Source organism: Paraburkholderia solisilvae, from assembly GCF_902859875.1.
Taxonomy (GTDB): domain Bacteria; phylum Pseudomonadota; class Gammaproteobacteria; order Burkholderiales; family Burkholderiaceae; genus Paraburkholderia; species Paraburkholderia solisilvae.
Genome location: NZ_CADIKF010000021.1, coordinates 91,143 through 111,199, shown reverse-complemented (window position 1 = coordinate 111,199; position 20,057 = coordinate 91,143). Strand labels below are relative to the sequence as shown.

The following is a 20,057-nucleotide window of genomic DNA, read 5'->3' as shown; positions in this document are numbered from 1 at the left end:
CGCCCGCCTTCGCGCCGCAGATGTTTCCGTTTCATGTGGCGTGTGACGCGTGGCGGGGCAATAACAGTTTTGCGTGGGCGACGTCGCCAAAGGCGGAGGCCGCGCAAGGGATAGTGCCGGCTGCGCCGGTGTCGCGCGCGTCGATACCGGAGAAGACGCAGGGCAAGGGCGTGCCGGTTATCCCGGCGGATTCGCCCGATGCGCCCGATGCGGATCATCACCCGGAACAGGAGCCGACGCTGCCGGCTTCGCGTGACCTCAGTGTGCCCATCAGGCTTGAGAAGGGCGTGTATTGCAACTGGCGTATGCCGGGGTTTGTCAGCGAGTGTAGTGATGTGACGGAGACGGGTAGCTACGCAGCATTGAAACCGAATAAGACTCCGTGGTTGGACCGTGAAATGAATCAGCGCACGGCGGGTTCCACTTTTCCCACGGCTTTCGAATTGTCGTATGACGAACGGGCGAAGTGTCTGTATGCCACGGTCAGAGTGAAGATCATTCCAGTCGATCTGATCAGGGTTGATACAACAGGAAACGCACGCGGGAATGAAACGCTGAAGCAGTCGGTGCCTTACGACACCACCATCCACTATCCATGCGTATTCAATGGCGTGGGCAAGCCTTCCAGAGGCTACGTCATGGAACACCGCGATGAAACCGGCCCACGCTTTAACGTCGAGACGAAGAAACGCCAGGTCGAGGCGGTGCTGAACGGACATAGAAGCAAGCTGATTCTCGATGGCTGTTCGAAAGGCTCATCGTGTGGTTGCCGTGTATCGGTGCTCTTCCAGGTGGAATTTTTCGTCAGCGTAAGGGGCGCGGAGGTCGGCAACGGCAAGAAGATGCACAAGACAATTCACCTGTTTCCACGGGCGCAGCGAGCCGATGCCGGCGCCTGGGGTGAGATTGGCATGCTGCCGGATAAAGACGGAGCCTGGACCGATGATTTGCGCGATACCAACGTGGTTGCACATGAATGTGGCCACCTGTTTAACTTCCCCGACGAATATTGGGCGTACGGTGGTTGGGTGCACAGGATGTACATCGACGACGGTCAATTGAACTTCAATCTCGGAGACGCCAATCGCGGGAAGGAAGTGTGGCAAATCAGTGCGGCGGCAAACATCATGGGAGCCGCATGCAATAACCCGGTTCCAGATGCGCGCAACGTTGCGCCGAGTGCGTCCGTCCATCCCTATTACCTCGAATACATTCGGCGGCACTTTTCAGAACTAACTCACAAGAACTGGAAGGTGGGCTATGTGGCTGAGTAGGTTCGTCGCCCGCCCTCGCTCACGTGTTATCTGGCTGACCTTGTCATTGTTTTTATTTGGAGCATATGGAATGAACGCGCTGTCGGCCGAAGACAATGGACTTCCGCGTGGGGAAGGTTTCACGATCAGTCCGATGATCACGATGCCCCTGGGTTCGAACGACGTAGGTGTGTGGTTATCCGGAACGATTCACGTCGGCTTGTCCGATACCCTCGATATGAACGTCGACGGTATCGGCATAGTCGAAAATCAGCTTTCGCCGGAGGACCTCCGGCAGGCGCGGGAGATCCATAGCAAACTGTGCAGCGCGGCGACAGATGAGACTTCGCGAGACTTTCCGACCAACCCGCCAGCAATGCATTACTCGGTCACGTGTCTCAACCAGGGCGCCCTCAAATCTTATCAAGGGAAACTGGATGAGTTACCGCGAGATCTGGCGTTCCAGCTTTTTGACTATCGCGTTATGGCATTGAGTCGGTATGTCGAAAGCGGTCGTGCGATCGTCAAGCTTGATCTCGCGGTAAGAGAAGTCAGACGTGAGAAGGATAAATTCTTCGTTTCCGTAAAATTCACCAACAACGGGCGCTACACAATCCGGATGTCCACTCCGGATGTCTGGTCGCGGCAGTACGGTGACAGTCTAAGTGTATGGGGAAAAGCGGTCGACGGGACTGAGAAGTGGGGAATCCAACTCGCCGGTCTGGCTTTGGTGAACAAGGCTGATTTCAACAGTGACACGGTCACCCTGCCTGCGAGAGGGACTGTCGTATTCGACTTCCGGGCGCTACCGGATACAAAGATTAAACGTGGCACATACGACGTCAATGCCATTGCAATTACCGATCTGGACGGTGACGGACTGGCGGCAACCATGGCGCGCGTTGACTTCCGGTCCGACCGTGGTAAGGCCGCCCTCGTCACCTTCGACCACGACTACCCCTCCACACCAGAAGAACGCGAAAACTTCGAAGCCCAAAAGCGCGAAGCAATGTCATCGCAGCCCTTCTACCCCGGTTCAACTTTCATCGAAGAAGGCTACTACCGCGCCGTATCCGACAGCGGACAGCGCAGCCGCTTCGTGAACAGGTTCTACAGGAACGACCCTGTGCCGGAAGTGAAGAACATGGTGGACGGCCTCGGCCAGCCACTCCACGGCAAGCACCTGGGATGGACCTGGGAAGCCGGACCGCCGGCCGATGTTTACGCATTCGAGACGCAATGCAAGCCGGGCAAGGTATGCCCGCGCACCGGCCACTGGTTTGCGCGCATCGAGTGGGACATGACAACGTATCCGCCCGAGTACGACGACAGCCTGGGCGAGATCATCCACTGCAGGCAAGGCCAGCTCATGCCCGCGTCCAGAAAAGCTTCCGGACAGGTTCGTAACGACGTGCGCTGGGAATGGATAGGAGTTTGAACCATGCCGCGACGCGCATACATCATGCAGTTCGACAAAACGACGAGCGGCGGGCTCGTGCTCGATGGCGATCCCGAGGAGGAAAGGCTCAACCCACCCCCATCTTCCGCAGCCACGGCACCGCATGCCATCGAAGCACCCAAACATGCATAACCACAAACCACGCGCTCGCCCACGATGCCGCGACGATCAGCACATCGCACCGCCCGCTGTTCCACCAGTTCAACGAATGCCGTCCAGCGATCCACGGCACGCCGAGCGGATTCGGCCAGTCCGCCAGCAGATGCATCACACCGCCGCACGCGAATCCGAAGAGGGGCGCCGCAAGCGGATGATGAGAGAGCCCGTGATAAGCGCCGGCAAGTAGCGCAAGCCAGCCGATGCCCCAATGCGTCGCAGTGCGATGCGTGATCCACAACCGTCGCGTGCGCGACCACCACGCGACTTCGAGCCAATCCGGCGCCGTACTACCGGCTACGCCAGCAACAAACGCCGCGGCCACCCACAAGTGATAACTCCCGCCCGCACCCGTATGAGCGACAAGCGCCGCCGCAATCGCACCAGCGGCCCAACCGGTCGCATGATGCGCAGCTGTCGATGCCATCTAAGTCGTGCACCGCGCGATCGCGAATCGCAATTCCTCTTCAGGCGGATCTTCCGATGCTCCGCGCACAACTTTCACCACCGACCCGCGCGGCGACGGCGTCAGCGTAATGAAATACGACCCATGCGACGAAGACCCGACCGTCAACTCGGTCGAGCCATTGTTCTTCGACTCATGCACGCGCGAAAGCCGGCTGTCGAGGCAGTGCGCAATATCCGATGCCTCGCGAGCGGATGACACATAGACCATCGTGTCGGAACCAGCGCCTTCCGGTCCGCGCGACGAACCGCAGGCGGCCACGAACGCGAGCGGCGCCAGTAGCAGGAGTTTTTTCATCGTTCTGCTCTTTATGATGTCCGTGCCGGCGCAAGCAAAGAGCAAGCGTAAGCACGGCGCGTGGGCTCGTGCGGAGCATCACGCCCCGCGCTGCAAAAGCAACGCGATTGTCACACGCGCGCGCGGCAGACGGAAAGACGGTTTACATTCGGTAACCGGTTTGCGGTGTCCGCACAAAAAAACGCGCGCGTCGTGCAGACGCGCGCGTTTATCGATACGGAGCATTCATGCGGCAGCAGGAATTTCAAACAGCCTTCAATGCAGCTCAGGCCATGTCAGGAAACCCGGCGCCGCGCTCCGCAAGCGTGATGCTTAGAAGCGGTGACGCAGACCGACGCTAGCCGCGACCTGGTTGCCGGTCGACGACGGCTCGAGCGTGTTGATCGTCGCGACGTTCCCGCCGAAATCGCCGAACTGACCCGATGCGTGCTGGTACACGCCTTCGAGGTACACGTCAGTGCGCTTGCTCAGCGAGTAGTCGGTCATCAGAGACACCGTATGCCACTTCGGATCGCCATTGTTCGCCGTGCCCGTCACCTTGCCGTCCGTGAACGTATAGGCAGCTGCGAGGCTCAACGCCGGCGTCAGTGAATAGCGGCCGTTGATTTCGTAGTTGTCCATATGCAGGTTCATGCCGGTCACGCCCGCCAGCGGGATGCCGCCTGCGTCGATACCTTGTACGCCGTCCAGCTGCGTATGCGTATAGACGAAGTTCGCGTTGGCCGGGCCGTACGTATAGCCGATACCTGCACCGTACGTGCGCTGCTGATTCGACGCGATGTTCGCGTTGCCGTTCTGCACCGAGATCGCGCCGGTCACGTTGGTGCCCGAGTTGTTCAGTTGCAGGTACGACGCGGCGATATTCAACGGACCGTTGTTATACGATGCGCCCGCGCTCCATGCACGGTTCTGCGAGAACCCGCCTGCCTGGTTCGAGAAGCCATACAAGCCACCGAATTTCAGACCCGCGTAGTCGTTGCTCGTGTACTTCACCGAGTTCTGAACCGAGAACGAATTGTCCAGGTTGTCGTTATCGAACGGGTGGGCCGCAAGGTTGTTGCCGTAGCCGCCGCCCGCTTCGGACAGCGGGGCGAGGAAGTCGACCATCGAGTCATATTGGCGGCCGAGGGTCAACGTGCCGTACTGGTTGCTCTGCAAACCGACGAATGCCTGACGGTTGAACAGGTTGTTGCTTTGCGTGAAATTGCCGTTGTTGATGTTGAAGCCGCTCTCCAACGTGAAGATCGCATGCAGACCGCCGCCGAGATCTTCGTTGCCTTTCAAGCCAAAGTACGTGTTCGACACGCTGCCACTCGCTTGCTGCCAGTTGCTATGACCTTGCTGGTTGTTCGAGTAGACGAGACCAGCGTCCAGCGTGCCGTACAGCGTCACGCTGCTTTGCGCGTATACGGCCGGCGCGGCGAAAGCGCCCATGATGCTCGCAACGAAAAGTGTTTTTTTCATGGTTTGTAAACTCCGAGACAGTGCGTAGAGAATCGCGTTGAGATTGTGCATACCGCCGTTCAGCGCGGCCCACAGACGATCCGAAGCGAAGTTTATTCTGCTTATTCCGTGGCTTGACCGCGTATTGCGCAACAGTTCGTTCCGGATTTCGGAATAGCGCGATTTATCGTCGTAAGTACGTCTGTATAAAGGGAAAATCAGCGGCGACACCGGCGATTCACACGCCTGTCAACCTCGCGGCTGTTGCGCAGGCGCGACGTAGCATGCTTTCGTGAAAGATAAGTGATAATTCGAAAATCGGAAAGTCAGCAATTTATTCGTGTGATTTTTTGCAAAGAACTTTTCCGCATTATGTGGTCGCTCGCCGCGCCGCATACGCATAGAATGAAATCGCCCCTTGACCAAGGGTGGTCTTTTTTATCTGTACTTTTGCACGCGGCTTTCGGGCCGCGTTTTTTTTGCCGATATCCGGTTAATTATTCCGGCATTCGCGTTTATTGTGCGGCAATTGCAATCGCATCAGGAAATAAAAGCGGATTCTGGAAAGCATTTTGATAGCAGGTCGATGGTCAATTGATAGTTTCGTGGCTTGCTGCAACCTGGTGCACCCGTTGCGCGCACGCGTGACGCTCGTTTTGCGCTACGTCACGCGTTGCGCGGGTAATGGGAAATGCGTGTTCTTTATACGCGTTATGCGTCGGCCGGCATCGCGGCCTTGATCCGTTCGGCGAATTCGCGCAACTGCGCAGTATCCGCAGGCACCGCGTGATGCAGCTTCAGGTCCAGGCCCGCGTGACGCGGAATCACGTGAAAGTGCACGTGCGGTACGGTCTGGCCGGCTGCGCTGCCATTCAATTGCACGATCATCACGCCGGGCGGATTGAGCGCGGCCTTCACCGCGCGCGCGACTCTGCGCGTCGTGTGCATGCAGGCCGCCGCGCCTTGCGCGGACAGATCGAACACCTCGGCGACCGGTTCCTTCGTGAGGACCAGTACGTGCCCGTCGGCTTGCGGCATGATGTCCATCAACGCGACGGTGAAGTCGTCCTCATACACGCGCAGCGACGGCAACTCGCCGCGCAGGATGCGGGCGAAGGGATTTTGCGGATCGTATTCCATCAGTCGGCCTCGAGAAGGAGAAGGGCGCGACGATTCTAGCCGACGGACCCGCGGCCACGGCGTGAGACCGGCGTTCACGATACGAGGGGCGTCACGCAGGAAGCGATCGGGCCGACGAAGTCGCAACACACGGGCTGCACACGGGCAACACATGGGCTGTGCACGGTTTGTGAGCGGCGCAGGATATTGCGTTTGCTGACAGGCACCTGGACGTGGTGCGCGCAGGTTCTCCACACTGTTGTGCACGGGACCTGTGGACAAACCCGGCATTCACATGTCGAACCGGCCGGCATCCACGCCGCGGCGTCGGGGCGCGCGTCAACGCACAAGCTGCACAGGTAACACATGCAGTACACGCAACCCGCGCGCGAGCGTTAGCTTCGCTTGCAGAAAATCGCGGTGATATGCGGTGCGACGTGATGCACGACCGCGTTGCTGCCGGCTGCGGTCACGGCCGCCTGCACCTTCTCGTCGTTGCCGAACACGACCGCCCCATACGCGGATTTCGCGAGCGGCTCGCCTTTGCCGCGCTTGAAGAGCGGGTCGTCCTGTTCGAAACCGACCACGGCGAACACGCTGAATCCGTACGCGGTCATCCGCGCATCGCGCGCGGGCTGGAACGCATTGATCGAATTGCTTTCGACCCGCATCGGCTCCGGCTCGATCAATTGCTGATCGGCGAGGTCGGCGATAAACCGGTGTGCGGATTCACCGCATGCGAGCGCTGCATCGAGTTCGGCCGCACGCAAAGCGAGCGGCATCGCCGCGGCAATAAGCGCCGCGACAAAGAGGAAAGTGCGTTTCATATTCTTGGTCGAATGTTCGCATCGAGCGTGGCATTGTATGGGCCGGCAGCAAGCATCGCGCGGCGCCCAACACCATGCTGCCTTTTCACAACAGGTTCGGCAGCAGATCTGACACTTTAGCGGCCTTCGGCGATTTGCGCCTGGCTCAACGCCCGCTTTGATCCCGGGAAAATCACAGGCTTGCGATAAAGCCGGGCATGAAGTTTCATTCCCGTATATATTGCCGGGTTATGACATCGAAAGACAACCCTTCGACGACGCCAACCAATGTCCCGCCGCCCAAAATGTGGGATGCGAGGCTGGCGCGGCGGCTGATCATGCCGCTCGTGAACACCCGCGTGACACCGAATCATCTCACCACCGTCCGCCTGCTGATCGGCCTTGCCGGGGCGCTTTATCTCGCGCGCGGCGGTTACGGATGGACCAATCTCGGCGCATTGCTCATCGTCGTCTCGAATTTCGTCGATCACACCGATGGTGAATTGGCGCGCGTGAGCGGCAAGTCGAGTCGTATCGGTCATTTTTACGATCTCGCGTGCGATGCGCTGGTGACCGTGCTGTTGTTCGGCGGCCTCGGCTACGGCGTGCAGGCGGCGAGCGTGCAGGCGTGGATCGGCCTGAGCGCGCCGCCGTTCCTGCTCGGTTGCGTCGCGGGCGTGGCTGTGGCGCTGATCTTTTTCCTGCGCATGCGCATCGAGGAAATGGAAGGCAAGGCGGGCACCAGACAGGGCTCGGTGGGCGGTTTCGAAACCGAAGACGTGCTGTACCTGCTGCCGCTTGTCACGCTGTTCAGCGGCGTGACGCCGTTTCTGATCGCCGCGTCGGTCGGCGCACCGCTCTTTGCCGCGTGGGTCGTCATCGATTATCGCCGTGTCGTGCGCCGCAGCCGTCCGCTGCAGGACGCCAAACAGGAAGCCAGCCAGATGTGGGTTAGCCGATGAGCACGTCAGCCGAACAACCCTTCGTCGCAGTGCAGGCCTCGCCCCATCACGCTGCCGGCTCGCCGCCGGCAGCGGCCATTCCGGACCCCGATCAGGCGGTCGCGAGCCAGGTCGGCACGTTCGACAATGCGCGGTTGCGCAAGCAGTTCGCCGACCAGGGCGCATTCCTGTATCTGGACGATTTCCTTGCGCCGGAAGTCACCGCGCAACTGATCGCGAGCGCGCGCGGCCTGCTCGGCGAGGTGAACCGCAACTATCTGCCGGGTCACAAGCAGGGCGGCAGCGTGAGCCGTCACACGATCGACCGCCTCGCGCCGTTCATCGCTGCGCTGTACCGGTCGAAGGAACTGATCGGCTGGCTCGAACAGCTGACCGGCGACAAGCTGATGGAATCGCCCGCGGACGATCCGCATGCGTACGCCCTCTATTACTACACCCGCGCCGGCGACCATATCGGCTGGCACTATGACACGTCGTACTACGACGGCCGCCGCTATACGCTGCTGCTCGGCGTGATCGACGAATCGTCGTGCCGCCTCGATTACGAGTTGCACACGCGCAACCCGGACGTGCCCGATATGCCCGGTTCCGTGCAGATCCCTCCGGGCGGCCTCGTATTCTTCGACGGCGACAAGCTGCGCCATCGCATCTCGCCGGCGCGCGAAAACGAAATGCGCGTATCGCTGACCTTCGAATACGTGACCGATCCGAACATGCGGCCGTGGCGGCGCGTGATTTCGAACCTGAAAGACGCGATTGCATATTTCGGTTTCCGCCAGGTGTTCAGCCAGTTCGCGCGACGCAACAGCGCCCGGCGCAACGGAGGGCGCGCGTGACCCGCGCCGCCATGATCCTGCTGACCATCGGCGGCGCGCTGTTTGTCGCGCTGCTCGCGTGGCAAGGCTTCGGGTCGGTCGCCTCGACGCTGCTGACGGCCGGCTGGGGGCTCGCGCTGGTCGCGGTGCTGCATCTGCTGCCGCTGGTGCTCGACGCGGGCGCGATTTCCGTGCTGTTCGACAAGCGTCGCGATCCGCTCACCGAGCGTGACGCGGTGTTCGCGCGCTGGATCGGCGAATCGGTGAACAGCCTGCTGCCGGCCGGCCAGATCGGCGGCCCGGTGATGATGGCGCGCCAGCTCGCGCAGCGCGGCATGTCAATGCGCGACTCGGCCGCGGTGATTACCGTCAGCACGACACTGCAGGCGATCGCGCAGATCGTCTTCGCGATGCTCGGGCTGCTGCTGTTCGGTGCATCCGCATCGCACGGCGCGTTTCACAATCTGCAGACCGCCGCGATGATCGCGACCGCGGTGCTCGGCGCGATGGTTGTCGGTTTCTATCTGGCGCAGCGGCGCGGGCTGTTCGGCCGCGCACTGCGCGTGATCTCGAAGGTGCTCGGCAAGCGTGACTGGTCGTCGCTGACGATGCGCGCCGACGCAGTCGACGCAGCGGTGCATGCGCTATACGGCGACCGCCGGCGCGTTGCCGCGAGTTTCGCATTGAGCCTCGCGGGCTGGCTGGTCGGTACGGTGGAAGTGTGGCTTGCGCTGCGCTTTCTCGGCCATCCGGTCGACTGGGTCGACGCGCTGCTGCTCGAAAGCATCGGCCAGGCGATCCGCGGTGCGGCCTTCGCGATTCCGGGCTCGCTCGGCGTCCAGGAAGGCGGCTACCTGCTGCTCGCGCCGCTCGTCGGCCTGCCGCCGGAAGCCGCGCTCGCGCTGTCGCTTGCCAAGCGCGCCCGCGAGTTGCTGCTGGGCATGCCGGGCCTGCTCTATCTGCACTTCAGCGAAAGAAGCTGGCAACGGCGGCGTGCGACGCGCCTGCCGGCGACCGATTAATTCACCCGAAAACCGAAACAGGAAGGACCGCGAATGCGCGCCATCATTCTTGCCGCGGGCTTGGGCCTGCGTCTTCAGCAGCAACCCGGCGAACAATATCCCAAATGCCTGCTGCGCTTCGACGGCATGACGCTGCTCGAGCGTCATCTGCAGATGCTCGATGCGGCGGGCGTGCATGACATCGTGCTCGCGCTCGGCTTTCAGCCCGAGCTGGTGGAAGCGGAATTGAAGCGGATCGCGTGGCCGCGTCAGGTCGAGATCATGTTGAACCCGCGCTATGACCTCGGCAGCGTGCTGACCGTGCATACGGTGGCCGATGCGCTGACGCGCGGCGGCGACGTGCTGCTGATGGACGCGGACGTGCTGTACGACGAACGTATTCTTACGCCGCTGGTGGCCGGCGACCATGCGAACCGCCTGCTGATCGACCGCGACTTCGAAACCGGCGACGAGCCGGTGAAGCTGTGCCTGAAAGACGGCGTGCCGGTGGAGTTGCGCAAGCAGGTCGCCGCGAATCTCGCGTACGACACGATCGGCGAGTCGATCGGCTTTTTCCGCTTGCGCGAGGACGCCGCGCGGCGCTTTGCGCAGATCGTCGCGGGCTATGTCGACGGCGGCCGTGCGAACCTGCCGCATGAAGAAGCGGTGCGCGACCTGCTGCTCGAGCGCAGCCATGTGTTCGAAACCGCCGATGTGACCGGCGCGCCGTGGATCGAAATCGACTTTCCGACCGACGTCGAGCGCGCCGGCATCGAGATTTTGCCGCTGCTGCAACCGCTCGTCGGCGCGTCGCGCTAGTCTCGCCGGCCACGCTCGTCATGCCGTTTTGTTGCAGCCGCAACTGATTCCTCGTCGTCTTGCGCGGCGTTGCGATCTTCAACAGATCGTGAGCCGCGCTGTCATCCAATGCCCCTTGCCCTAGGCGCCTTCATCGTTCCGTTGATCGTCGCATGCGCGATGTTCATGGAGAACGTGGATTCGACCGTAATCGTCACGTCGCTGCCGGTGATCGCACGCGACTTCGGTACCGACCCGATCGTGCTGAAACTGGCGGTCACGAGTTATGTGATCGGCCTTGGCGTATTTATCCCGATCTGCGGCTGGGTCGCGGACCGCTTCGGTTCGCGCACGGTGTTTCGCACGGCGATCGGCGTGTTCGTCGCCGGCTCGCTGATGTGCGCGGCGTCCACCTCGCTGGCGACACTGGTCGCCGCGCGTTTCGTGCAAGGCGTCGGCGGTGCGCTGATGGTGCCGGTCGGACGCATCATCATCTTCCGTTCGATGCCGAAGTCGGAGTTTATTCGCGCGGTCAACTATCTGACGGTGCCCGCGTTGCTCGGGCCGGTCGTCGGGCCGCCGATCGGCGGCTTCATCACGACGTATCTGCACTGGCGGCTGATTTTCTTCGTCAACGTGCCGATCGGCATTCTCGGCATCTGGCTTACGAACCGGCATATCCAGAATCTGCGCGAGCCGCATCCGGGGCGGCTCGACGGGTTCGGTTTCGCGCTGTCCGCGAGCGGCGCGGCGCTGATGATGCTCGGCCTGTCGCTGATCGGCAGCGATCTCGTATCAGGCGCCGCGACGTTCACGATGTGCGCGCTCGGCGCCGCGTTGCTCTTCGCGTACTGGTTCTACGCGAGCCGCGTCGAAGCGCCGGTGCTCGACTTGCGCCTGCTGCGCATTCCGTCGTTTCACGCGAGCGTGGTGGGCGGCTCGCTGTTCCGGATTGGCCTTGGCGCCGTGCCGTTCCTGTTGCCGCTCGCGCTGCAGGAAGGACTCGGCATGACCGCGTTCCAGTCCGGGTCGATTACCTGCGCGTCGGCATTCGGCGCGATCTTTATGAAGGCGATTGCCTCGCCGGTGCTCGCGCGCTTCGGCTTTCGCGCGGTGCTGATGTTTAACGCGGCGCTCGCGGGCTGCGCGATCGCGGTCTACGGCCTGTTTTTTCCCGGCACGCCGCATTGGCTGATCTGGTGCGTCGTGCTGGTCGGCGGCATCTTTCCGTCGTTGCAATTCACGTCGCTCAATTCGCTCGCGTATGCGGACATTCCGATGCGCGACATTAGTCGCGCGACCGGCGTGTCGAGTGTGATCCAGCAACTGTCGCTCGGCCTGGGCGTGACGATAGCCGGCATCGTGCTGCAAATTTCACATGTGCTGCAAGGGCACAAAGCGATCGTCTGGTCGGATTTCTGGCCGGCCTTTCTCGTGGTCGGATTGTTCTCGTGCGCATCGATTCCGGTCACGTCGCGTTTGCCGCACGGCAGCGGCGATGAACTCGCACGCGGCAAGCGGGGCAATGCGTAGCCCTTCTGCTCTGTAGCGCGATACGCGTATCGGATCGTGCGGCGGCACGCGGTATGCATAAGTCTTGCTGCGCTCGTCGGGCGCAATGTCTTGCGACTCCCCATTTATTTTATCTGCCGGCCGTGACGCCGTTCACCACGCCGCACCGTCGCATGGGCGAGAAACGGTATACCGCGGGGTTCGCAACGGCGCATTGTCATGTTATAAGCCCATGACAGGTTTCTCACGAAGATTTGAAGATCGTGTATTCACTGTCATGGAGGACAGCCGATGAAAGCGAACAATAAAGCGAAACTCTCCATCGCGAGCGTGGCTTTTGCCGGGCTCGTGTCGATCTCGGCCGGCTTTCTCGAATCCGCGCCGGCGTATGCAAGAGCGCCTTCGAAACAGCCCGCCGTTCTGTCGGCGTCCGCTATCGCGGTCGCCGATAAATACAGTGCGGACGCCGCGGAACAGATCTTCAAGGAAGGCGGCAATGCGGTCGATGCCGCCGTCGCCATCGCGTTCACCCTTGCGGTCACGTATCCGGAAGCCGGCAATATCGGCGGCGGCGGCTTCATGACGCTCTATGTGAACGGCAAGCCTTACTTCATCGACTATCGCGAGCGTGCGCCGCTCGCGGCGACCCGCACGATGTATCTCGACGAGCAGGGCAACGTGATCAAGGGTAAAAGCCTGCATGGTTATTACGCGGTCGGCGTGCCGGGCACCGTCGCGGGCATGTGGGAGGCGCAACGCCGCTTCGGCCGGCTGCAGTGGAAACAGGTGCTCGCTCCCGCCATCCGGTATGCGCGCGACGGTTTCGTCGTCGACGAACTGCTGCAGCAGCGTCGCGACAGTGCGGCCAAAGACTTCGAGGGCAAGACGAATTTCGACACCTATTTCGGCAGTATGAAAGCGGGTGAGAACTTCAAACAGCCGGATCTTGCCGCGGTGCTTACGCGCATCGCAAACAACGGCGCGAAAGAATTCTATGACGGCGAGACCGCGGACCTGATCGCCGCGTCGATGCGCGGACACGGGTTGATCACGAAACGCGACCTGCATGACTACAAGGCGGTATGGCGTCAGCCGGTTGAGGCGAACTGGAACGGCTACCGCGTGATTACCGCGCCGCCGCCGAGCTCGGGCGGCGTGGGCCTCGTGCAACTGCTGAAAATGAAGGCGGACCTGAAACAGGATTTCAACGGCGTCGAGTTGAATTCGCCGCAGTACATGCATCTGATGGCGGAAATCGAAAAGCGCGTCTTCGCGGACCGCGCGCAATACCTCGGCGACCCCGACTTCTATAAAGTACCGGTTGCCCAGTTGACCGATGACGCGTATCTCGCGAAGCGTGCCGCCGAAGTGAATCCGGATGCGCCGTCGGACACAAAGAGCGTGCAGGCGGGGCTCGGTACATCGATGCCCGAGAAGGCCGAGACGACGCATTTTTCGGTGGTCGACAAATGGGGTAATGCCGTGTCGAACACGTATACGGTCAACGGCTATTTCGGCTCCGGTGTGGTCGCGCAAGGCACCGGCATCGTGCTGAACGACGAAATGGACGACTTCGCGGCCAAGCCGGGTGTGCCGAACATGTTCGGCGTGGTCGGCAGCGACGCGAATGCGATCGAGCCGAACAAGCGCCCGCTGTCGTCGATGACGCCGACCATTCTGACGAAGGACGGCAAGGTATCGCTCGTGATCGGCACGCCGGGCGGTTCGCGTATCTTCACGACGATTTTCCAGGTGATCAACAACGTGTACGATTTCAACATGCCGTTGAAAGACGCGGTGGCCGCCATGCGCTTTCATCACCAGCTGTTGCCGCCGAATACGATCTTCTGGGAGCCGTATGCGAAGATCGACGGCGACCTTGCCAGGCAGGTCGAAGCAAAGGGCTATGTGCTGCAAGGCCAAAACTTCAACGGCGATGTACAGGCGATCAAGATCAACGGCGACACGCCGAACCCCGTGGCCGATCCGCGTGGGCGCGGTGTGACGCGCGTGATCCAGTAACACGCGCAGCGCGCTTGCGGTTTGACGCGGCGCGATGCCGCGTCGTGAACGGCAGCCTCCCGCATGGGGCTGCCGTTTTGTTTCGCAGACGATGGAGCGCGCAATGGCTCGCAGCCCGAAAACTTCCGCACCGCAATCCGCTTTGCCGCAGCCGCGTGTCGAATCGATCAACGCGGTTACGCTGGCGACGAGCGACATGGCGCGCGCGGTGCGGTTCTATGCGGCACTCGGTTTTTCATACGCGTATGGCGGCCCCGACGCGGACTTCACCTCGTACGCGTTCGGCGGGTCGCATCTGAACCTGATCGCGGAAACGCATGGGCCGATCCACTGGTGGGGGCGCGTGATCCTCCACGTCTCCGACGTCGACGCGCTGTACCAGCTAGCGCTCGACGCGGGTCTCGAGCCGGAAAGCGCGCCCGCGGACGCGACCTGGGGCGAGCGCTATTTCCACATCCGCGACCCGGACGGCCATCAACTGAGCTTCGCAAAGCGGCTGCTGCGGTAAACTCTCAACCATCAGGGTTCGATTACATCGCGCTGTCAGGTAACACAGTTGACACCTCGCGCTTCGATAATCGACCATTCGGCACTGCCATTTGTGCGCAGCGCGCAACCGAGGAGAGAACGCGATGAACGAGTTCGACCGGGAGTCCGACCCGATGTCGCTGGCCGCGCGGCAGCGGCGTTTTGAAGAAGACCTCATCGACGCATACGATGAGGAACTGGAAATGGAAGTCGACGACCGCATGCTCGACGGTGCCGGCGCCTTATCCGACGAAGCGCGTGCGTTGCGCAAGCAGTACTTTCGCGAGCTGTTCCGGTTGCAGGGCGAACTGGTGAAGCTGCAGGACTGGATCGTGCAGACCGGCCACCGGCTGGTCGTGATCTTCGAAGGCCGCGATGCGGCGGGCAAGGGCGGCGCGATCAAGCGCATTACGCAGCGGCTGAACCCGCGTGTGTGCCGCGTCGCCGCGCTGCCGGCGCCGAACAACCGCGAACGCACGCAGTGGTATTTCCAGCGCTATGTGAGCCACCTGCCGGCCGGCGGCGAGATGGTGCTGTTCGATCGCAGCTGGTACAACCGCGCCGGCGTCGAGCGTGTGATGGGCTTTTGCAACGACGCGGAGTACGAAGAGTTTTTCCGCTCCGTGCCCGAATTCGAAAAGATGCTGGTGCGCAGCGGTATTCAGATCGTCAAATACTGGTTTTCGATTACCGACGAAGAGCAGGAAATTCGCTTCCAGGCGCGTATTCACGATCCGCTCAAGCAATGGAAGCTGAGTCCGATGGACCTCGAAAGCCGCCGCCGCTGGGAAGCGTATACCCAGGCGAAGGAAGTGATGCTGCAGCGTTCGCATATTCCCGAGGCGCCGTGGTGGGTGGTGCAGGCCGTCGACAAGAAGCGCGCGCGTTTGAACTGCATCCAGCATCTGCTCGACCAGGTGCCGTACAACGAAGTCGAACACCCGACCATCACGTTGCCGGAGCGCGTGCATCATCCGGAGTACATCCGGCAGCCGGTGCCGGCCAGCATGATCGTGCCTGACGTGTATTGAACGGCTGTATTGAACGCATGTTGCCCGCGCGGACACCGAGGCGCGGGCACCGTGTAAAAGAAAACGCGGCGCAGAATTTCTCTGCGCCGCGTTTTTTTATTGCGTCGGTTTAGCGCGCTTTCAATGCGTCCGCAGCGCGCCGCCGGATCAGAACAGATTGCGGAACAACCAGTAGAGGCCTGCCGACAGCGCGATCGATACGGGCAGCGTAAGCACCCACGCGAGCACGAGGCTACGCACCGTGCTCCACTGCAGGCCCGAGCCGTTCGCCGCCATCGTGCCGGCGACACCCGAGGACAGCACATGCGTGGTCGACACCGGCAGGCCGTATGCATCCGCGGCGCCGATCGTCAGCATCGCGACCAGTTCGGCCGATGCGCCCTGTCCGTAGGTAAGGTGCTGCTTGCCGATTTTTTCGCCGACCGTCACGACGATGCGCTTCCAGCCGACCATCGTGCCGAGCCCCAGCGCGATCGCGACCGCGACCTTCACCCACGTCGGGATGAACTTGGTTGCGTTGTCCATCTGTTTCTTGAAGTTGTCGATTGCCTTCGCGTCGTCAGCGGAGAAAGCGGGCGTCTTCGCTTTTTCCATCAGACGGATCGCTTCGGACGCAATGTACATGTCGTTACGCACGTTGTTGACCTTGTCCTGCGGCACGTTCGCGAGCGACCCCGACGAGCCGACCTGCTGGCCGATGCGCTCCGACAGCTGCTGCAGCGCGGTCAGCGTGACCGGCGACAGCTGGCGCGTCTGCACATAGCGCTCGACGTCGCCGCGCGGCGCGGCCGACGGCGGCGCGCCGTCCGTGTACTTGCCCAATGCGGCGACCGCCTGTTGCGACACCGCGAGGAAGGTTTGCGTTTGGGCGGGCGTGACGGCCTTGTTCAGCGCGTACGCGGTCGGCACAGTGCCGATCAGGATCAGCATGATGAGGCCCATGCCCTTCTGGCCGTCGTTCGAGCCGTGCGCGAACGACACGCCGGTGCAGGTGAGGATCAGCAGCGCGCGAATCCAGAACGGCGGCGGCTCCTTGCCGGCCGGTTCCTTATAGAGTTCGGGCACGCGCACGACCGCTTTCAGCACGAGCAACAGCAGCCCGGACAGCAGGAAGCCGACGATCGGCGAGAACAGCAGCGACTTGCCGACGCCGAGCGCCTGATTCCAGTCGACACCGCTCGTGCCCGACGCGCCGTGCAACAACTGGTTCATCAGACCGACGCCGATGATCGAGCCGACCAGCGTATGCGAGCTCGACGACGGCAGGCCGAGATACCAGGTGCCGAGGTTCCAGATGATGGCTGCGATCAGCAGCGCGAATACCATCGCGAAGCCGGCGCTGCTGCCGACCTGCAGGATCAGCTCGACCGGTAGCAACTGCAGGATGCCGAACGCGACCGCGCCGGTGGAAGTCAGGACACCGAGGAAATTCCACGTGCCTGACCATACGACCGCGATATTCGGCGACAGCGAATGGGTATAGATCACGGTCGCCACTGCATTGGCGGTGTCGTGAAAGCCGTTGACGAACTCGAAGCCAAGGGCGATCAGCAGCGCGATGCCGAGCAGCAGATAAGGCAGGTATGACGCTTGCCGGACGCTCTGCAGATCATCGATCAGATGCGTGGCGCAGTAAACCGCACCCGCGACGATCACCAGCAGAAAAATGATCAGGCCGATGCTGCGGCCTTTTCCGGTTGCTGAACCTGCTTGCGGGAAGGAAAGTTCCGGCATGGCCTGCGCCTCCAGAGGATCGCGTGAATGAATCACTGATGCTGAGTGGCAAGTGTGTCGACAGGATGACACGGCTGTGACTGATTTGCCCCTGCAAAAAACTGAGGAAAGAGGCGGTTGTTGCAGCGACAAGCTGATTGCCGTGCTGCGCTGTGACGCGATGTGATTCGCATCTGTCAATGCGTAAGAACGTTCATATAGTACGGCGCAAGATCGATTAACTGGTAGAATTTTTACCGCATTAAGCACGTCATGCTCACAGCGCTGCACCGTTGCGTCTCCATTTATTGGGTGTCCTTGAATCCGCAGTTCATTGCGCAGGTGGTAGATGGCGTCACACACAGATCGAACGACGGATCGAACGTTGGATCGAACGACCGATCAGCGGTCGGATCTTGCGACCGGTAGGGGCAAACGCTTTGTCGAGCGTACCTATCGGCTGCGCATCGTCGGGCTTTCGCTTGGTTTTCTCTGTGTCGCATCGGTCTTTCTCGGCCAGCAGCGCGGCATCGCGCTGTGGAGCCTCGCGGTGTTTCATGGTTTTATCTGGGCGCATGTCGCGCGCCGTGCCGCGCTCGCGTGCGTGGTTCCTTATAGGGGCGAGCGGCTCAACCTGATGATCGATTCGCTGTTCGGCGGCTTCTGGATTGTTGCGATGCAATTCAATGTGCTGCCGAGTGTGCTGATCCTCGTGATGCTGAGCATGGACAATATCGCGGCGGGCGGCCCGCGTCTGTTCGTGCGGGGCGTCGCCGCACATGTGGCGGGCGTCGCGCTCGGCGCGCTCGTGCTGGGTATCCGGTTTAACCCGATGTCGAGCATGGCGACAATCGTCGCCTGCCTGCCGCTGCTCACTATCTATCCGGTGTCGCTGGGCTGGTCGATGTACCGGCTGTCGCAGAAGCTTGCCGCGCGCACCAGCGACCTCGAACACCTGAGCCGCACCGACGGGTTGACGAAGCTCTGGAACCGGCGCCATTGGGAAGGGCAACTGTCGCTCGAGTTCGAGCGTTGCCGCGCGAACGGTTACGCGTCCTGCCTGCTGCTGATCGACCTCGATCACTTCAAGCGCGTCAACGATACGCTCGGGCATCCGGCCGGCGATGCGGTGCTGGTTGCGTTTGCGGACCTGCTGCGCGGCCATTTTCGCGCGGGCGACAGCATCGGCCGCTATGGCGGCGAAGAATTCGGAGTGGTGCTGCCCGGCGCGACGCTGCGCGAGACGCAGACCATCACGCGAGCGTTGCTGGTGCGGGTGCGCGAGCAGGCGCGCGAACCCGATGCGTCATGTCCGTGCACGATCAGCGCGGGCATCGCGCAACTGATGCCCGACATGCCGGACTATCACACGTGGCTGCTCGAAGCGGATCGCAGCCTCTATCAGGCGAAGGCGCAGGGGCGCGATCGCATCATCGTGGCGGGCGCGGCGGCACCGGCGCAGCCGGTCGCGAGCGCGAAGTCCTGAGGCAGGCTTTCGGGTTGGATGGCGTCGCTGCGCCGCATCATGCGCCCGCGCACAAAACGAACGATGGGAACTATGCGGATAGCAGCCGCCGCGACGCGACCGCGCGCAGCGTGACGCTGCCCGATTCCTGTGCGAAGGACGCTTCGCCTTCGCATGGTTCGCCCGGGCGGCCCGGGTCTTCGCTGGAACGTGAACGATGCGACGGCACCGGCTCGACCGCATAGCCGCGCCGCTCCCATGCATCGAGTCCGCCTTTTATCGCGCGCACCCGTTTGAAACCCTTGTCGCGCATTTGCTGCGATAACGTACGCGCCGTTTCGTGATCGGGGCACACGCAGTAGACGACGGTGTTGTGCTCGACCGCCGACGCATCGACTTCTTCCAGCGAATTGCGTTCGATGTGCATCACGCGCGGCAGCCGATAGGGTTCCTGCTGCCGCACCGGATCGGGGCGTGCATCGAATATGACGGGCGGCATTGCCGGGCGCAGCATCGCGTCGAGCCGCTCCGGCGTGACGCTCGCGAGTTTGAGCGGCGCCTGCACGCGCCAGCGCCGGATCAGGCGGTACAGCAAATAGATGAGTGCGAGCGCGACCAGCACGTCGATGGCCGTCCAGCCGTGGCGGCGCACTTCTAGAATGAACATTCGCAAATGCCGCTCGAACAGCGCGCCGCCGAGCAGCCAGAAGCTGGCCCAGGCGGTGACGCCGAGCGCATCCCAGGCGAAAAAGATGGCGGGGTTCACGCGGGTGGTGCCCATCAGCGGCGGCGTGATGATCGCAAGGCCGGGCACGAACTTCGAAATCGCGACGATGCCGGGCCCGAAGCGTACGAAGAGCGCTCGTGCCCTTCTGATACGCGCTTCCACCGTCACCGATAAACGCGCGAGCGCGTGGATGAGCCGGCGGCCGAAAACGCGCCCGGCCGTGAACCAGACGCTATCGCCGGTCAGCGCGCCGAGCACCGCGGCGCCGAGCACGTGCCAGAACGACAGCCGATGGTCGATGATCGCGACCCCTGCAAAGAGCAGAAGCGGCACCGCGGGAATCGGAATGCCGAGGCGCGCGATCAGGACATTGACGAACACCAGCGCGCTGCCCCATGTCGCGACTGCCGCAGCCGGAAACTCGATCACGGGAATTTCTCCTTGCGTGGCGCCGCGGGCCGAAGCGAGCGGCGCACGACCCGGT

The 20,057-nt window shown here is 62.0% G+C and carries 17 protein-coding genes and 1 pseudogene; 11 read left to right on the top strand and 7 right to left on the bottom strand.

The genetic code is table 11. The annotated features are described in order from the left end of the window. Both HV675_RS15075 and HV675_RS15070 read left to right on the top strand, forming a co-directional pair. Nucleotides 1-1,274, top strand: a pseudogene (locus HV675_RS15075) (hypothetical protein); the annotation flags it as partial. A 70-nt stretch (nucleotides 1,275-1,344) separates the two neighbouring features. Beyond that, nucleotides 1,345-2,691 carry a hypothetical protein gene (locus tag HV675_RS15070; protein ID WP_175111716.1) on the top strand — a complete coding sequence of 449 codons (1,347 nt, stop codon included), beginning with the start codon at nucleotides 1,345-1,347 and terminating at the stop codon, nucleotides 2,689-2,691. Between the two features lie 88 nt (nucleotides 2,692-2,779). Here the strand turns inward: HV675_RS15070 and HV675_RS15065 are convergent, their stop codons facing one another. The 5 genes from HV675_RS15065 to HV675_RS15045 all read right to left on the bottom strand — a co-directional run bounded on the left by HV675_RS15065 (nucleotide 2,780) and on the right by HV675_RS15045 (nucleotide 7,020). After that, entirely contained in the window at nucleotides 2,780-3,295 is a 516-nt protein-coding gene (locus HV675_RS15065) for a metal-dependent hydrolase (RefSeq protein WP_175111715.1), read from the bottom strand. After that, nucleotides 3,296-3,631 carry a sugar ABC transporter ATPase gene (locus HV675_RS15060; RefSeq protein ID WP_175111714.1) on the bottom strand — a complete coding sequence of 112 codons (336 nt, stop codon included), beginning with the start codon at nucleotides 3,629-3,631 and terminating at the stop codon, nucleotides 3,296-3,298. It lies immediately after the preceding gene. Nucleotides 3,632-3,943: 312 nt separating this feature from the next. Then, complete coding sequence (locus HV675_RS15055) at nucleotides 3,944-5,095, bottom strand: porin (protein WP_175111713.1); 1,152 nt, start codon at nucleotides 5,093-5,095, stop codon at nucleotides 3,944-3,946. A gap of 690 nt (nucleotides 5,096-5,785) precedes the next feature. Beyond that, nucleotides 5,786-6,214 carry an HIT family protein gene (locus HV675_RS15050; protein ID WP_175111712.1) on the bottom strand — a complete coding sequence of 143 codons (429 nt, stop codon included), beginning with the start codon at nucleotides 6,212-6,214 and terminating at the stop codon, nucleotides 5,786-5,788. Nucleotides 6,215-6,588: 374 nt separating this feature from the next. Then, nucleotides 6,589-7,020 (bottom strand): hypothetical protein, encoded by a 432-nt coding sequence (locus HV675_RS15045; protein ID WP_175111711.1) that lies wholly within the window; start codon nucleotides 7,018-7,020, stop codon nucleotides 6,589-6,591. Between the two features lie 284 nt (nucleotides 7,021-7,304). Between HV675_RS15045 and HV675_RS15040 the strand changes: the two genes are divergently transcribed. From HV675_RS15040 to ppk2, 8 genes are all read left to right on the top strand, one after another. Then, nucleotides 7,305-7,961 carry a CDP-alcohol phosphatidyltransferase family protein gene (locus tag HV675_RS15040; protein WP_377700614.1) on the top strand — a complete coding sequence of 219 codons (657 nt, stop codon included), beginning with the start codon at nucleotides 7,305-7,307 and terminating at the stop codon, nucleotides 7,959-7,961. Beyond that, nucleotides 7,958-8,797: a HalD/BesD family halogenase gene (locus tag HV675_RS15035; protein WP_175111709.1), complete on the top strand. Its 840-nt coding sequence runs from the start codon at nucleotides 7,958-7,960 to the stop codon at nucleotides 8,795-8,797. Before HV675_RS15040 ends, HV675_RS15035 begins: the two co-directional genes overlap by 4 nt. Next, on the top strand, nucleotides 8,794-9,798 hold the full coding sequence (locus HV675_RS15030; protein WP_175111708.1) for a flippase-like domain-containing protein: 1,005 nt from the start codon (nucleotides 8,794-8,796) through the stop codon (nucleotides 9,796-9,798). Before HV675_RS15035 ends, HV675_RS15030 begins: the two co-directional genes overlap by 4 nt. A gap of 33 nt (nucleotides 9,799-9,831) precedes the next feature. Continuing rightward, entirely contained in the window at nucleotides 9,832-10,596 is a 765-nt protein-coding gene (locus HV675_RS15025) for a phosphocholine cytidylyltransferase family protein (protein ID WP_175111707.1), read from the top strand. A gap of 108 nt (nucleotides 10,597-10,704) precedes the next feature. Continuing rightward, entirely contained in the window at nucleotides 10,705-12,108 is a 1,404-nt protein-coding gene (locus HV675_RS15020; protein ID WP_175111706.1) for an MFS transporter, read from the top strand. 270 nt (nucleotides 12,109-12,378) lie between these two features. Further along, nucleotides 12,379-14,109 carry a gamma-glutamyltransferase gene (gene ggt, locus HV675_RS15015; RefSeq protein ID WP_175111705.1) on the top strand — a complete coding sequence of 577 codons (1,731 nt, stop codon included), beginning with the start codon at nucleotides 12,379-12,381 and terminating at the stop codon, nucleotides 14,107-14,109. A 103-nt stretch (nucleotides 14,110-14,212) separates the two neighbouring features. Further along, nucleotides 14,213-14,617 (top strand): VOC family protein, encoded by a 405-nt coding sequence (locus HV675_RS15010; protein ID WP_175111704.1) that lies wholly within the window; start codon nucleotides 14,213-14,215, stop codon nucleotides 14,615-14,617. Nucleotides 14,618-14,741: 124 nt separating this feature from the next. Next, the gene (gene ppk2 / locus HV675_RS15005) at nucleotides 14,742-15,668 is read left to right on the top strand and encodes a polyphosphate kinase 2 (RefSeq protein ID WP_175111703.1); all 927 of its coding nucleotides are present in this window, start codon (nucleotides 14,742-14,744) and stop codon (nucleotides 15,666-15,668) included. Nucleotides 15,669-15,815: 147 nt separating this feature from the next. On the opposite strand, the gene HV675_RS15000 is transcribed toward ppk2, so the two are convergent. Beyond that, nucleotides 15,816-17,402, bottom strand: coding sequence for an inorganic phosphate transporter (locus HV675_RS15000; protein WP_175111702.1), 1,587 nt, complete (start codon nucleotides 17,400-17,402; stop codon nucleotides 15,816-15,818). Nucleotides 17,403-17,766: 364 nt separating this feature from the next. Here HV675_RS15000 and HV675_RS14995 point away from each other — a divergent pair, with 364 nt between their 5' ends. After that, nucleotides 17,767-18,867, top strand: a complete 1,101-nt coding sequence (locus HV675_RS14995; RefSeq protein WP_246270289.1) for a diguanylate cyclase — start codon at nucleotides 17,767-17,769, stop codon at nucleotides 18,865-18,867. Nucleotides 18,868-18,937: 70 nt separating this feature from the next. On the opposite strand, the gene HV675_RS14990 is transcribed toward HV675_RS14995, so the two are convergent. After that, nucleotides 18,938-20,002: a VTT domain-containing protein gene (locus HV675_RS14990; protein ID WP_246270288.1), complete on the bottom strand. Its 1,065-nt coding sequence runs from the start codon at nucleotides 20,000-20,002 to the stop codon at nucleotides 18,938-18,940. Nucleotides 20,003-20,057 lie beyond the last annotated feature (55 nt).

Coding starts and splice junctions, on each gene's coding strand:
- HV675_RS15070 (WP_175111716.1), top strand. CDS start 1,345: ATGAACGCGCTGTCGGCCGAAGACAATGGACTTCCGCGTGGGGAAGGT.
- HV675_RS15065 (WP_175111715.1), bottom strand. CDS start 3,295: ATGGCATCGACAGCTGCGCATCATGCGACCGGTTGGGCCGCTGGTGCG.
- HV675_RS15060 (WP_175111714.1), bottom strand. CDS start 3,631: ATGAAAAAACTCCTGCTACTGGCGCCGCTCGCGTTCGTGGCCGCCTGC.
- HV675_RS15055 (WP_175111713.1), bottom strand. CDS start 5,095: ATGAAAAAAACACTTTTCGTTGCGAGCATCATGGGCGCTTTCGCCGCG.
- HV675_RS15050 (WP_175111712.1), bottom strand. CDS start 6,214: ATGGAATACGATCCGCAAAATCCCTTCGCCCGCATCCTGCGCGGCGAG.
- HV675_RS15045 (WP_175111711.1), bottom strand. CDS start 7,020: ATGAAACGCACTTTCCTCTTTGTCGCGGCGCTTATTGCCGCGGCGATG.
- HV675_RS15040 (WP_377700614.1), top strand. CDS start 7,305: ATGTGGGATGCGAGGCTGGCGCGGCGGCTGATCATGCCGCTCGTGAAC.
- HV675_RS15035 (WP_175111709.1), top strand. CDS start 7,958: ATGAGCACGTCAGCCGAACAACCCTTCGTCGCAGTGCAGGCCTCGCCC.
- HV675_RS15025 (WP_175111707.1), top strand. CDS start 9,832: ATGCGCGCCATCATTCTTGCCGCGGGCTTGGGCCTGCGTCTTCAGCAG.
- HV675_RS15020 (WP_175111706.1), top strand. CDS start 10,705: ATGCCCCTTGCCCTAGGCGCCTTCATCGTTCCGTTGATCGTCGCATGC.
- ggt (WP_175111705.1), top strand. CDS start 12,379: ATGAAAGCGAACAATAAAGCGAAACTCTCCATCGCGAGCGTGGCTTTT.
- HV675_RS15010 (WP_175111704.1), top strand. CDS start 14,213: ATGGCTCGCAGCCCGAAAACTTCCGCACCGCAATCCGCTTTGCCGCAG.
- ppk2 (WP_175111703.1), top strand. CDS start 14,742: ATGAACGAGTTCGACCGGGAGTCCGACCCGATGTCGCTGGCCGCGCGG.
- HV675_RS15000 (WP_175111702.1), bottom strand. CDS start 17,402: ATGCCGGAACTTTCCTTCCCGCAAGCAGGTTCAGCAACCGGAAAAGGC.